This window comes from Taibaiella soli, from assembly GCF_003236175.1.
In the GTDB taxonomy this organism is placed as follows: Bacteria; Bacteroidota; Bacteroidia; order Chitinophagales; family Chitinophagaceae; genus QKTW01.
This window is the reverse complement of the sequence record NZ_QKTW01000003.1, coordinates 1-15,028: the sequence shown is the minus strand read 5'-3', so window position 1 is coordinate 15,028 and position 15,028 is coordinate 1. Positions and strand designations below refer to the sequence as shown.

Genomic DNA, 15,028 nt, shown 5'->3' with positions numbered 1-15,028 from the left:
ATCATCGCAGTGTCACTATGAAGAGATGGCCTGTTTTAGTAACGATATTACTTTGTATGGGCGTTGGCGCATTGATGTACCATGTCAAAGAAGAAAGAAAGTCTACTGAAATGGACATTGTCTGCGCTTCATTGCAACCGCTGAAAGCGAGCATTCCGCCCACCAGCCATCTTTATTATCTTATGTGTCAGGGAAAAAAACAGCGCTATGCCAGCTCCGAATATTGCCTTGCACCTGTTTTCCTGCAACTCGATCACAACAACAAAATACATGACTCCACATTACTGGTGATTCCAGTGACGGACACCGATAGTGTTGCCTACTATAAAATGAGTGCGGGAAAAATCCTCTGGGAAAACCGCGACAGTCTTTATCATTATCTACTGATCAACCCTCGCTAGCCGATGCAAAAGATCACAGCACAAATTTTCTGGTTGTCGCTGCTATGCGGTTGCATCAGCATATTTTATTTTCTTTCGCTGGCGATTGGATTACCCGTTATCGTCACCACACTTCTGATTATCATCGCTTCTTTTTTCCTGTACCGGAAAATGATGCAGTGGCTCGTGAAACCAGAAGTAGAAGCTGAGCCGATGCCGCCAAAAGCATTGTATATTCTGCTCGGCAGCATTGTACTCTTTTGCATTTTCGAAATTTTTCTTTCGAGGAAATATGGTGATTGGGATTCTATTACTATCTGGAATTTTCATGCCTTATTTCTCCGTGATCCGGAACATTGGAAAAGAATATTCCTTTATACTGAATACGCGCATTCCGATTATCCGCTGCTCACCTCCGGCACAACTGCTTTCTTCTGGCGACTCTTCTACCCTGCTATGCCCGGCCTGGTGCCATTTACGCTGACTGCAATGTTTTGCACGCTGGTACCTGTACTTATCTACCTGGAACTTTACAAGAAAAATCTACAGCTGGCCACGTTGACGTTGCTTGTGTTTCTATCGAACAGCTATTATCTCAACTGTGGTATTGTACAATACGCGGATATCGATCTTTCGTTCTTTCTGCTGGGCGCTTTTGTAGCGATCAATTATTATAAGAAGGAAGCAAAACCAGCTTATATCTTGCTTTGCGGCATGATGCTCGGATCTTGTCTATGGACGAAAAACGAAGGCATTATGATCGCCGCTATTTTCGGATTGTTCTATTTCCGGACTTTTACTAAAGGAAAAAATCTTGTTTACTTTCTGGCTGGTATAGCGCCGTTTATTTTAGGCGTAGCAATTCTGAAACTGGTCTACGCGCCCGCGAATGATCTGATAGACGGGCAGCACAAAGTAGCATGGCAGAACATTCTTGACAAAGAACGTTATAAACTGATCTTCGGTTATATCTCCGACAAATTAAACGAACGTTTTTCTGCAATAAAAATCGGCCTGATCTTGTATGTGCTCGATTGCGTATTCCGTCAACGTTTCCCGGCCAAAAATCTGCTGATGCTCTTCGTCATTATGGGTGGATACATACTCGTATACATTTACACACCGCATGATCTCGAATGGCATCTCAAAACATCTGTTGACCGATTGATCTTACAGCTGGTGCCTGCAGCGGTCTATATTATGTCACTTGACCTTTCTTCGCTTCGCTTAAAGACAGTCGAGCAATAATTTCCTCACTGCTGCCATACCTTCTGTTGCTGATTGCTCTACCGGAATGATATTGCTGTAATGCCCTACAGACGGAATTCTTTTATCTACAATATATTTCGACACATGGTCCGGCACATAATCTACCAGACCCGCTGCGGGATAAACCTGTAAAGATGTTCCTACGAGAATAAAATAATCTGCCTGATGCATCACCGCTGCCGCATCCACGATCATTGGCACCGATTCCTCAAACCAAACTACGTGTGGCCGATATTGTCCGCCGTCAACAGCAAGATCCCCCAGCTTAATATCACCAGCTACCGGATAAGTCAGTTCATCATTCAGGACACTACGCATTTTCATAATCTCTCCATGCAGATGCATTACATTAGTAGAACCGGCACGCTCATGTAAATCATCGATGTTCTGCGTAACGATGTGCACATTAAAATCGGATTCCAGTTCTGCAAGTATTTTATGCGCCGCATTTGGCTGCGCGTCTCTTACATTTTGCCTGCGAAAATTATAAAAATCAAGCACTAGCTGCGGGTCTTTACGCCACGCACGCGGGGTAGCTACATCTTCAATATTATATCCTTCCCACAAGCCATCGCTGTCGCGAAAAGTTTTCAATCCGCTTTCTGCGCTGATGCCCGCGCCCGTGAGGACTACTAGTGTTGGTTTCATCTGAAAAGTCAAAAGTCAAAAAACAAAAATAAGAGAATTCAATTCACAACGAACATGCAGAGACATTGCATGGAACGTCTCCAGAAAATGTGAACACACATCACTGGCGCGCATGTTCTACTTACATTAAATATAAAGCCATCGTTTCTATGGAGACGTTGCGTGCAACGTCTCTACAACCAAAAAAACAAAAACGCCAAAAGACAATGTCTTTTGGCGTTTTATATTTTTTCTCGAACAACTAGCTTACAACAGTTTGCTCCTTCAGGTGGAACAACATATCGGCCGTCATTTTAGCGAGATCAAATTCATTTTTCCAACCCCAGTGTGCGCGTGCTGCGGCATCATCGATGCTTTGCGGCCAGCCGTCTGCAATTTGCTGACGAAAATCTGGTTCGTAGCTGATCTGGAAGTCAGGAATATGTTTTTGGATTGCTGCCGTAATTTCTTTCGGAGAGAAACTCATTGCCGAAATATTGTACGACATACGTGTTTGTATTTTTTCAGCCGGAGCTTCCATCAGCTCTATTGTACCACGGATAGCGTCATCCATATACATCATCGGCAGATAAGTATTTTCAGAAAGGAAGCTGGTATACTTGCCGTGTTTCAACGCTTCGTGATAAATTTCAACAGCGTAGTCTGTAGTACCGCCACCTGGTTCAGATTTCCAGCTGATAAGACCTGGATAACGCAGACTGCGTACATCAAGTCCCCAGCGTTGGTTGTAGTATTGACACCAGAGTTCACCTGCATATTTACTGATACCGTACACCGTTCGTGGCTCTACAACCGTTTGCTGCGGTGTATCCTGACGTGGCGTTGTCGGTCCGAAAACAGCGATAGAACTAGGCCAGTAGATTTTTGTCAGCTTTTCCTGAACGCCGAGATCCAGCACCTGCAGAAGGCTCTGCATATTGATATCCCAGGCACGCATCGGAGCTTTTTCACCGGTAGCAGAAAGTAAAGCTGCCAGCAGATAAATCTGCGTGATACCTTCTTTCTTTACCAGCGCATGCATTGCTGCACCGTCCATTGCGTTCAGTATCTCGTACGGACCGGTTCCGGCCAGCAGCGGATGTGCTTCGCGAATATCAGAAGCAATAACATTGTCATTGCCGTATAGTTTTCTCAGCGCCAGCGTCAGCTCTACCCCAATTTGTCCACAAGCACCTACGATGAGGATCTTTTCTTTTTTCATTTTAAGTGAACCAGTTATAAAAAGTAATTGGTCAAAGTACTACAAAATCCGTTCCGTTAAATCTATTTTTTGCTTCCTTCAATCAGATTGATGAAATCATCAAACAGATAGCGGGAATCAAAAGGACCAGGTGTACTTTCCGGGTGATACTGAACCGAGAACGCTTTTTTATCTTTCAGACGGATACCTTCGATAGAACCGTCATTCAGGTTAACGTGCGTTACTTCGATGTTCGGAATATTTTTGATGGATTCAGGATCTACCCCGAAACCGTGGTTTTGCGTTGTAATCTCGCTTTTACCAGTCAGCAGGTTTTTCACCGGATGGTTCAGACCTCTGTGACCGTGGTGCATTTTAAAGGTAGTAGCACCGTTTGCCAAAGCGAGTAATTGATTACCCAGACAGATACCGAACATTGGTTTATCTGTTGCCAGTACATCTTTTACGGTGTCGATCGCGTAACCCATAGATGCAGGATCGCCAGGACCGTTGGAAACGAAATAGCCGTCTGGTTTGAATTCTTCCATCTCAGCAACCGTAGTACGAGCCGGGAATACTTTCAGGAAAGCATCTTTTTGAGAAAGGAAGCGCAGCATGCTACGTTTCACCCCAAAATCCAGAACCGCGATACGATGTTTGGCATCTTCGCGACCGACTGTAAATGCTTTGTCTGTAGAAACTACGGAAGACAGATCAAGACCGGCCATATCCGGAACTTTTTTCAGTTCTTCACGGAGTGCTTCCAGTTCGCTCAGTTCTGTAGAAACAATACCGTTCATGGCACCCTTGCTGCGGATATGCTGCACGAGCGCGCGGGTATCCACATCGTGGATCGCCACAATATTGTTTTTAATCAGATATTCTTCCAGGTTATCATTGGCGGTCATACGACTATAACGGTCGGAGATGTTTTTGCAGACCAGCGCCTTAATCTTTACAGATTCAGACTCTACGTCTTCATTTTTCACACCATAATTACCGATATAGGCATTGTTCATGATCAGCACCTGACCAGCGTAGGAAGGGTCGGTGAATACTTCCTGATAACCGGTCATCCCGGTATTGAAGCATATTTCACCACCACTAGTTCCTTTTGCACCAAATGAAATTCCTTTAAAAAATGTTCCGTCCTCGAGAAGCAGCCAGGCGGGAGCCGAAGTAGATTGTGCAGCGGGCATAATGGCGCAAAGGTAACAAAAACGTCACATGCTGAAAAACATGTTTTCGCATATTTTTGCGGCACCTTATTCCGATCCGGAAAATATTCTTTTACAGGGCCTTGACTATTATAAAACTTGAGCTATATTTATTGTCATAAATTCCTGACTTACAGGTAGGCTTGCAAGAGGGAAGGAAAATTGAGGGGAAGTTTTTCTCTTAGGGGGAGAAAGAAATTGTAAATACAGCGTCTTGGGGAAGACGCTGTATTTTTTTTACGCCAATGTTAAATTTTTAAAAATGGTCGTGATCGTGGTCATGTTCGTCCGTAAGAATACTTTTTTCGAACAATGATTTATGATACAATGAGTGTTTCACATATTTCCGCGTCATAAAATAAGAGATCGCCGACACGATCATGAGCGGTACAAATAATTTATAACCACCCGTAATTTCCGCCAGCAGAAAAATAGAAGTAAGTGGTGCATGCATCACACCTGCGAGCACACCCGCCATTGCCGCAATGATAAAATTGGGTGTATTTAATTCGTACAAACCCGATTTATTAATTGCGAAAGCGAATAAAAAGCCAGCTACCCCACCAATAAATAATGAAGGCCCGAAAATACCACCGTTACCGCCGGCACTGACCGTTAGCGAAGCGGCAAATACTTTAAATAAAATAAGCAGTACACACATGATGATGATCGACCAGTCGGGACTGAGATGAATCCATGTGGAATGACTGAGCAATACAGCACTATTGCCATGCATCAGCGCTTTCACCGTTGAATATCCTTCTCCGTACAAACGTGGAAACATAAAGATGAGCAGACATAAAGGGATGCCGGCCATCAACCAGGTTTTCCAATCAAGCCGGCGTTTGGCGAAATAGCCTTCTACCCACTCCACCACATGCGTTACGTAAACCGATATAAATCCACATACGGTACCAAGCACGACATAAAAAGGGATAGCGTGCATATCCCAGCCTTTAATGTCGAGAAACACGAATTTCTCCGGGTAAAGAATTTGAGACACAACAGTAGCCGTTGCCGTAGACATCAGCAGTGGAATAAAAAAAGGAATGCTGAAATCGAGCAGAAATATCTCAAGTACAAAGATGATACCTGCAAACGGACTGTTGAAGATTGCGGCAATCCCACTAGCCGTACCGCAAGCGAGCAACAAGGTTGTATCTCGGTGCGAAAGCCGGAGATCATGAGCTGTATTGGAACCCAAAGCTGCACCGGAAGTAACGATCGGCGCCTCCAACCCTACCGAACCACCTAATGCAGTCGTAACCGCTGCGGTAATCAGGTGTCCGATAATATTGCGTTTGGGAATACGGCTTTTGTCTTGCAGAATAGCGGTAACAATGGCGCCAACGCCGCGCATCAGCCTGTTTTTATACACATAAACGATGATGAGCATTGATAACCCTACACCGATCAGCGGAAAAATAGCAGTAAGCCAGTTACTGCCGATCCAATCGTTGAGCGAATCTGCCTTGTGTTCGATAAAAGAAACCGAACGCTTGAGTGCTACTGCTGCAAGTGCTGAAATCAGCCCAACCAGACAGCTGATGAGCATTAAAAAATTGCGGTGCCGGATATATTTTGAACGGATCTGGCCGGCCTTTACCAATAGTTTACTAAATGAGGACATTGTGAGTCGGTATTAGGTGATGCAGCTAAACAAAGGTAGCCGCATCAGAAACAGAATGACAAATATTATTTCATTTACCAATATCATTCCTCCAAAAGCTTCCATTACGGCCAAAATCTAAAACATTAAATAAATCCTAAAACTTTTTAAAAGCGATAGCGAACGGAACAAATAGCAACTAATTTTACCGCATCAATCATTGCCGCACGATTATGAAACCTCTTCTTTACTTACTGCTCACCGCATTGCCGGCATCAAAAGTCTTTGCAGCCGATACCGATTCCATGCAACTGGCGGTTGTGGAGCAAAGCATGCGCGACAAAATCCTTACCGATATACAAACAGGATTTGAAGTAAAGAACAAATCGTTTGACTCTACTATTTATCAGCTCAACGGCCGCATTCAGCGTCTTGACAGCACGCTGCACTATACAGCCAACAAACAGGAAAAGCTTGATAAGATCCTGGAACGGGTACAATTGCTCGAAGACAAACAAAGAGCGGTAGAGCAAAATGAAACGGACGTGTATCAGGTGAATTATCAAAGTGCAGTAATCAATTTGGTATCGATGGAACGCGAGATAAAACCATTGGTTTTGTTTCACGCTACGGAAGATTTTTTTGACGGCCTTACTGAAACGAGTAATCCTGCCACTTACAGCGGCTATAGCGAATGGTTTGGCAAGTTTAAAAAGTATGTGGAGAAAAAGAAATCAAAAGAGGCAACGTTCCAGGCAATCAGTAATATGCTTTCGCTCTCAGGCAGTGTGTCGGCCAGCATTCCGCTTACAGGAACCATCGGCGCTATGTTGTGTAATGGTATGGCTACGTATGTAAGTTCCATCAGCCATCATCAAAAACAATTGCGTACGGAAGCCGAGCGCATGTTTACACTCACCGTTACACTCAGTCAGTTTAACAGTGACAAGGACAAGATTGACAATGAATGGGACGATATCACTAAATCACTGGGACAACTGCGGGAAGATTACGACAGCGTACTCAGCCGCAATCTGTGTATGATCAACAGTCCGAAAGGTGCGTTCGTTACTTGCTATTCTAAAGAAAGCGATGCCGACAAAAGATATGTTTACCTCAGCGATCTGCGTCATAAATCAGCCAACGAAGTAACGCTGCTCAAAACAACGGATCCTAAGAACTGGAAGGAGGCTGTCTATTACCAACTCATGGATGTGCAATCCCTCAAAATGCAATATGGCGATATTACCAGCCGTATCAGTCAGCATATCGATAAATACAACGCACTTATCAACAAATACAAGGCCGATAAAGAAATCGGTCCGCGCATGGCAGCGCTGCAAATCAAACTCAACACGCTCAAAGAAACATTCGACCATACCTTCGACCCGAAACAATATAAGAATACGGTGGCGAAGATGTATAAGCTGATGTAGCGTCAATGGTCAATGATCAGTGGTCAATCTCGTGGTGAAACGTCAAACGTGAAAGGTCAATTCGGTGTTTGCCCCAACTGGGTCCGCGAAAACATGTGTGCTACAATTCCCAGGGTTGTCCCGAGGACGCAGGACGTCGGGATCCGATTTCGCGTTTTATTGCAAACGCTGTGCTTACATTACGCAGCTTGCGTCATTTTTCGCAATGACACGATAAACAACACTCCTTATCACATCACCTCTTACCTACACCATTTTCATATTTTCAATTTGCCGAATTGTCAAATTAATTAAGCGTTGGCATGATTTACATGTTATATTTGGTATAACCATGTGAATGATCACGTTATGCCCAAATGGCTGCGCATATTACTAAAAGCATCTGCCGGATTCTGTCTGCTGCTGATAGGATTATGGATTATGCTGGTAGCCTATGTGGAAACGCATAAAAAGGAATTGCTGCAACGCGTTACTGAAAGTCTGAACGATCAGCTGGATGGCAAAATCAGCATCGGCGATATCAGTTTTTCATTGTGGCGCGGTTTTCCGAGTCTTGCTGTTGAAATGGAAAATGTATCCATTCGGGATACACTTTGGGAAAAACACCACCACAGCCTGTTGGAAGCACAAAACATTTACGTAAATCTCAACATGCGAAAGCTGGTTTCGAAACGCATCGAAATCAAAAAAATTACGGCCAGCCACGGGCGCATTTACCTGTTTACCGATAGCAGCGGTTACAGCAATACTTATATCTTCAAGAAGAAAAATCCTGACAAGAAAGGATCTAAACAGAAAATTTCATTCCTCGATTTTTCACTGAATGATATTCAGCTTACCATGGAGCATAAGATCAAGAACAAATTGTTCAGGATCGATCTGCACCATTTCAGCGGGCATGCCCAAAAGGAGAAAGATCACTGGCTGACCGAATCTACCTTAGATGCACGCATCAATGATTTTTGCTTCAACACCGAGAAAGGAAGTTATCTGAAAGATGTAAACCTGAAAAGCAAACTGCGTTTCAGATATTACCCCGACAAAAAACATCTGGAAGTACCGGACCAGCCGCTCAGCCTTAACGGCGAGCAGATATCATTTGCAGGCAATTTCCATTTTAATGACACACCGGCTACGTTTGATCTGCATTTTTTAAGCAAGCACGCCAACTTCCATAAAGTAATATCCTGGCTTTCGCCAAATATCTCCTGCAAGCTCGACAGTATTGACCTGGTAAAACCGGTTAGGCTGGAAGCCTTTATCAATGGCCGTATCAAATACCGTGACACACCAACAGTTGCTGTAACCTGGGACGTGCGCGACAATATACTCAAAACACCGTTTGATGATTTTACCAACTGTACTTTTCAGGGAAAATTTTACAACGAATTTATTCCGGGTAAAGGGCACAACGACCCCAACTCAACCATACAGCTCACCGGTGTAAAAGCCGAATGGCTGGGCCTTCCGTTCCAGATTGATACCTTCCATCTATCAAATCTGCAAAAGCCAATTATCAATTTTTATCTGCAGTCCTTGTTTCCGCTTACGGCACTTAATACTGCCGGCGACAACATGCCATTCCTGTTCAAGAACGGGCTCATGGCCTTTAAGCTGCACTATTACGGCACCATCAGTGCGATAACCGGCCGTGATACAACCATACCAAGTGTACAGGGATTTATCACCGTACGCAATGCCAATTTTGTGTACTTGCCGCGTGGTCTGGAGATGAAAAATACCAGCGCAGACATGTCGCTCGAAGGCGATAATATGCGCATTACAAACGTTGTTACTTCCAAAGGAGAAAGCGTACTGAAAATGAATGGTTCGGCAGAACATATCTTCCGGTTTTATTTCTCTAATCCTGAAAAAGTTTTGATCAACTGGAATATTAAAGCACCGGTTGTAAACCTTGGCGACTTCATCACATTCGTCAGCAAACGTAAACGCGTAGAAGCACGCAGAAGACAACAACAGGCGCCGCGCAACAAAGCGCACCGTATCCTCAACCAGCTCGACAAAGTGCTGGACCTCGCCAATGTGACGATGAACGTGGATATCGACAAACTCAACTTCCGGCATTTTACTGCCACAAACATCAAGGCCAACGCTAATCTTTCTACACAAAGCATTACCCTGCAGCAAATAAAACTGCTGCACGCAGGCGGCAGTCTGGATATGAGTGCGGTTATCAATCAGGGAGCGGCACGCAATCCGTTTTCGCTAAAAGCCAACGTAAACAGTGTGGATGTGTCGCGGTTATTTTATGCTTTTGAAAACTTCGGTCAGGATGCGATCGATTATAAAAATGTACACGGCAAACTTTCGATAGATGTAGATGTGAACGGCAACATGACCGACGATGCGAAGATTATACAGGGCTCTATGAACGGTTCAATCAACTATCAGCTGAAAGACGGCGCCATCACGGATTTCGAACCGTTTACGAAGATCAATAAGTTTGCGTTCAAAAAACGTGATCTTTCCAATGTAATGATCAAGGATCTTTCCGGTCATCTGCAAGTAGCCGGCAACAAGTTTATTATTCCACCAACGCAAATTGTTTCCTCCACTTTCTACCTGACTATTGCAGGTGTATATGCGCCACCTTACAATACGGATATTTCTCTAGAACTTCCGCTGCGCAATCCGCAGAAAGACGCTGCAAATAGCGAAGATCCGAATACAATTGTTGTTCCGAAGAAAAAGAAAGGATTGGTACTCTTCCTCCGTGCCACGAGTGATAAAGACGGCAAAGTGAAAATCGGATTAGACAGAGACCGGAAGATCATTATTGGCAAGCCAAGGGATGTGGATACGGCGAAACGTTGATGGTTGATGGGTTAGAAGATTTGCATTAATCGCAGCCACAACAGCGTGAGCAGATCATTTTGTTTTACATGTCACACCGACAAAGGAAGTGTCCCGCGAAATATGGGGTTATACTACATTTTTGACTCAGCGAGTCGAAACAGGCATTCTCCCTCTGGTGCCTGAGTCAATGAAAATATCTAAAACCCTAACTTTATTCCACCATGAGACTACTGCTTATCATCATCACTATACTTTTCACATCCTGCAATTTTTGTCTGGCACAAAACACTACCGCCAAAAAAATCAACGACAACACATTTATTACTTCCGATGGTGTAGCACTTTACCTGAAGGTGTCCGGAAATGGTGCGCCCTGCATTTTTATCCACGGTGGACCAGGAGCCTGGAGTAAATCATTTGAAGACATGGGTGGCAATGCGCTAGAGCAGAAGTTGACGATGTATTACTTTGACCAGCGCGGCTGCGGGCGCTCTCAATCTCCCACCGATGGCAATTACACCATGGAAAGAATGATCCGTGATATCGAAGAGCTCCGCACAATTACCGGCTCCGAAAAAGTATATCTGATTGCACATTCCTTTGGCGGTGTACTGGCATTCAACTATGCAAAAAGATACCCGCAGCATGTCAATGGACTTATTCTTTTAAATGCGACGCTTGATCTCCGGAACTCGCTATCTAACCAGATCGCATACGTTGATACGCTCTTGAAAAAACATATTTCCACAACGGAAAACGATTCTTTAATGGCGCATTTTTTCAAGGCAAGAAAGCTTTTAAAGCAGGCAGACAAGGATTATAAAATGCTTTCGGATAATAAATCATCGGTGGCAAAAATTGATAGCATTGACGATGCAACACGCAATAGCGCTTTCGCGCAAGTCGCGTTGACGATGCCTGAATATACAGTTGATTTCACGAAGCAGACATCACAAGTAAACGTGCCCGTATTAATCATTTCAGGCAGCCGCGATCACAGTATTGGTCCTGATCACTACAAGCGCTTCCATTTTCCTAATCAGCGGGTAAAGCTTATCAATGGTGGACATATCCTATATTTTGAAGAGAATGGTGTGTTTGTGAATGCGATGTTTGATTTTATTCGATAAAGAAGTGGATCGGAAATCCACTTTATCAGTTGTTCGACATGCGCGCTAACATGTCGAACAACTGGACTTATGTTATTCTTCTTTAGTATCCGCCCTTATTTCGCCATGCCGTCCTGCCGCTTCGGGCAATAAAAAACGTACGCCATTTATTCTCTTCTTCGGAGGAGCTAGAGAAGGTTAATTCCCCTTGATTTTAGCGCATTGTAGACATTCACCAGCACCTCACTTTTCACCTCGTGTTCCTGATTAAGATTAGTAAGCCAGAACCGTACGCTGAGCTCCACCGAGGTATCATTGATATTGGTAATCAGAATCTCGGCCGGTAGTTGTTGCATCACCCTTTCCGTATTGGCCAACACGTCCAGTATACACTGCTTAGCCTCTTCGAGCTGCGCTATAGGCTGGAGTTTATACGTGAGCACTGTTCTGATGTGCTCATTACTGAGCGTCCAGTTTGTAAGCCGGTTAGAAATAAGATCTCCATTTGGCACTATGACTTCTGCACCTTCGGAGGTAAGCATTTTGCTGGCGCGGATGCCTATGGTTTTTACCTTTCCTTTTTTATCCCCGAGCTCTATGTAATCACCAAGTTGCAGCGGTTTTTCGAAAATCAGGATCACACCCGACACCAGGTTGTTTACTATATTTTGCAAACCCAGACCGACACCCACACCAACGGCACCAAGTACCACTGTCAGCTTATCCACCGGCAGCCCGCTTGCGGTCATGGCTAGTAAAAAGCCACCAAGCAGCAATACCAATTTTACAATCGCCAGCCTTGAATTTTTCTTATTGGTTTCACTGCCGAAATCATCTTCCGTTTCGCCGAGAAAATAACCCAGATATTGTTGCAGTAAATTGGAAATATACAGCACCACAAAGAAGAGCAGGATATGTCCCGCCGTAAAGCTGACGCTGCCTACTTCATAAGGTTTGTTTAAGAAGAAATAGAGCTTTTTATAAAGTTGATTGTACGCATTTAAATTGGATGCAAAAATGATCACCCATGCGATGACCGCAACAAAACTCAATATTTTATTAAGCCGGTCCTGTATCTTACCATAGTTGAACCGTATGTTCTTACCATCTTTCAGCCGGCTCTTGACCATTTGCAGATAAAATGCTTCGTCTATCAGATGAATAAATACAGATAAGCCGATCACCTGTGACAAACCGAAGATACCAGCAATCGACATCACCTTTGCCATGCTCACCCGCCCTGCTATATTAGCAACGATAGCCGCAATGTTCAAAACGATAAATATGCCGGTCACTGTTTTGGTAAAGCCTTTCATCGCCAGCTCTGTGCGCAGCAAACGCAACAGCGACAAGCCAAAAACAACACAACCCGCATTTACAGCCAATAGCAGCCAACGGTAAGCCGGACTGATATGCGTCACTACATTGCTAAAAGCAAAAAACAAATAGAATGCCACAATCGCCAGCCAGTACCAAAAGAATTTTCGCTGCCAGCTTCTCCAGAGTACAAAGGAAAGTCCGATTAAAAGCAAAAACTGCATCATGTTCACATAAACCGACGGCGGATTAAGATCGAAAAACGGTGCTATATTAAATACAACAACTGAAGCCGCTGCCAGTGGAAATGCGCTGACATACGTCAGCTCCGGCTGTTCGGCAATTGACAAGCCACCTGCTTTTTTAACCGCTCGGAAATTATTCGCCACCCAGCCAAAAAACATCAGACCAATAATCAGAAACCACCACCAATCGCTGCCGTTACGCTGAAAATAGTACCGCACAATCTTCCGCTGCCCTTCATAAACCTTAGCCTGATCAACTGATGCGGCTGCATTTGCCTGTTCCTTTTCCCATATAAATGGATACTCCTGCCCGAATGTTTCTGTCTGTGATTTCTTGATCTGACGACGAATTGTATTTTTCAGTTCAATACTCGCAAAGTAAGTATTGGAGACCGATGCCTGTAGTTTGGTAATCTTGTCCAGATCAGATGCGGTGGAACGAATCGCTTTCTCCCATTTACTTTTTATATCGCTGAGCTCGCTTTGATACAAATGAAAAAACAAGGTATCTTTTCTGATATGCTGTATCATCGAGTCGTCCACAAACGAACGTATCTGCTCATTCATTGATATCACCTGTCTGTTGTAGGCAAATAAAGCGGTACGCCAGTCATTCATCTGTGCCTGCATATCGCTTACCAAAACACTATACAACTGCAGATTTCTTGCATTCTGCACACTACTGTATTGCGACAGATTTTCCTGAATAATGGCGAGATTCTCCTGTATCTGCGGCAGATTTTTTTCTATATCTCTGGTATCAAATCCGCGCTCCGACACATTGTTGATTCTGTTAAGCGAAGTATGCATCCGCTCCACTTTCTTTAACAGCGTATCCGTAGACGTTGCAGCCTGGTCACTTTCGGTAATCTGTACGGAATCCTGACGGTTTTGAGCTTCTGCGTGCAACACAAAAAATAGGGCAAGCAGGGCAAGAATATATTTCAGCTTTATCATGACGAGTTATGATCAAATCTGCTGCCAATTTAAAATAAAAACACAGCCAGCAAGTAGTCATTTGCTGATTTACCCGTTTTTAAGGGCTGTTTTAGCTTTTATTTAAAGCTTGTTATTAGCTTGGTAATTCCTCTAAGCCCGTACTAAAGAAGAACCAGGAGCTATACCTCCATACTTAATTTAGCTACCATCCTGCTGTACACTCCTACTCCTCCAAGCATTTTAGACACGAGAGCGCTGCGCTAACTCTCGCGCCAGACAAAAAAGATGGCCGCACGAGGCGGCCATCTTTTTCTTTAAATCAAACAAACATTATGGTGAGTCTGGAAGGTACAAACGTGGCGGTGGTTTCCCGAAAATTTCATGCAAAGGTGCAAATGGAATATTACACCATCATTACGCCAGTGTTAACTTAATATGGTTACAGGCAGCCGGCCTTCGATTAAACATCGTTGCGACGCTCCGTTCATCTTCAATGCAGCGTTAAATTGCCAAACATTTAAATAAACGAGCGAAATCCCATTTATTTAGTGCATTTATTTTTCAACTAGCAAGAAGCACGTCCTGCTCTTCGCGAAATCAGGTTGCCACGTCGTCCCCATAGCTTTGCTATTAGGGCACTCCTCGCAATGATTGCTATGACTTAACGAAATACTTTTTATGCTGCTTTTTGATAGTTATTCACATATTTTCTTTGATTCTTGATGACAGCAACGACCCTTAGCACCATTTTATTCCTGATTGCATTAATTATAGTCAGATCGTGTTTGCCTTCGGCTTTTTTGCGTTCGTAATAGTTACGGAATTCAGCGTTATTAGTTGCAACCGATCTCGCTCCCATGTG

At 43.9% G+C, this 15,028-nt stretch carries 10 protein-coding genes and 1 pseudogene; 5 read left to right on the top strand and 6 right to left on the bottom strand.

Translation table 11 applies throughout. The features are described from left to right. Positions 1 to 17: 17 nt before the first annotated feature. A complete protein-coding gene (locus DN068_RS01855) occupies positions 18 to 401 on the top strand; it encodes a hypothetical protein (RefSeq protein ID WP_123985200.1) in 384 nt (127 codons plus the stop codon). A gap of 3 nt (positions 402 to 404) precedes the next feature. Beyond that, positions 405 to 1,628, top strand: coding sequence for a hypothetical protein (locus DN068_RS01850; protein ID WP_110997186.1), 1,224 nt, complete (start codon positions 405 to 407; stop codon positions 1,626 to 1,628). Here the strand turns inward: DN068_RS01850 and DN068_RS01845 are convergent. The 4 genes from DN068_RS01845 to DN068_RS01830 form a co-directional block, all read right to left on the bottom strand. Continuing rightward, entirely contained in the window at positions 1,608 to 2,297 is a 690-nt protein-coding gene (locus DN068_RS01845; RefSeq protein WP_110997185.1) for an SIR2 family NAD-dependent protein deacylase, read from the bottom strand. The genes DN068_RS01850 and DN068_RS01845 overlap by 21 nt on opposite strands. A 241-nt stretch (positions 2,298 to 2,538) precedes the next feature. Next, positions 2,539 to 3,498: an NAD-dependent epimerase/dehydratase family protein gene (locus tag DN068_RS01840; RefSeq protein ID WP_110997184.1), complete on the bottom strand. Its 960-nt coding sequence runs from the start codon at positions 3,496 to 3,498 to the stop codon at positions 2,539 to 2,541. Between the two features lie 62 nt (positions 3,499 to 3,560). Beyond that, positions 3,561 to 4,676 carry a glutamine-hydrolyzing carbamoyl-phosphate synthase small subunit gene (gene carA / locus DN068_RS01835; protein WP_110997183.1) on the bottom strand — a complete coding sequence of 372 codons (1,116 nt, stop codon included), beginning with the start codon at positions 4,674 to 4,676 and terminating at the stop codon, positions 3,561 to 3,563. 274 nt (positions 4,677 to 4,950) lie between these two features. Beyond that, positions 4,951 to 6,324 carry a chloride channel protein gene (locus tag DN068_RS01830; RefSeq protein WP_110997182.1) on the bottom strand — a complete coding sequence of 458 codons (1,374 nt, stop codon included), beginning with the start codon at positions 6,322 to 6,324 and terminating at the stop codon, positions 4,951 to 4,953. A 212-nt stretch (positions 6,325 to 6,536) separates the two neighbouring features. Between DN068_RS01830 and DN068_RS01825 the strand changes: the two genes are divergently transcribed. The 3 genes from DN068_RS01825 (at position 6,537) to DN068_RS01815 (ending at position 11,686) form a co-directional block, all read left to right on the top strand. Further along, complete coding sequence (locus DN068_RS01825) at positions 6,537 to 7,739, top strand: hypothetical protein (RefSeq protein ID WP_110997181.1); 1,203 nt, start codon at positions 6,537 to 6,539, stop codon at positions 7,737 to 7,739. Between the two features lie 348 nt (positions 7,740 to 8,087). Continuing rightward, positions 8,088 to 10,574 (top strand): AsmA family protein, encoded by a 2,487-nt coding sequence (locus DN068_RS01820; RefSeq protein ID WP_110997180.1) that lies wholly within the window; start codon positions 8,088 to 8,090, stop codon positions 10,572 to 10,574. Between the two features lie 203 nt (positions 10,575 to 10,777). Next, entirely contained in the window at positions 10,778 to 11,686 is a 909-nt protein-coding gene (locus tag DN068_RS01815) for an alpha/beta fold hydrolase (RefSeq protein ID WP_110997179.1), read from the top strand. A 167-nt stretch (positions 11,687 to 11,853) separates the two neighbouring features. Here the strand turns inward: DN068_RS01815 and DN068_RS01810 are convergent, their stop codons facing one another. Further along, positions 11,854 to 14,184, bottom strand: coding sequence for a mechanosensitive ion channel family protein (locus DN068_RS01810; RefSeq protein ID WP_110997178.1), 2,331 nt, complete (start codon positions 14,182 to 14,184; stop codon positions 11,854 to 11,856). Between the two features lie 658 nt (positions 14,185 to 14,842). Continuing rightward, positions 14,843 to 15,028 (bottom strand): annotated as a pseudogene (locus DN068_RS22210) (hypothetical protein); the annotation flags it as partial.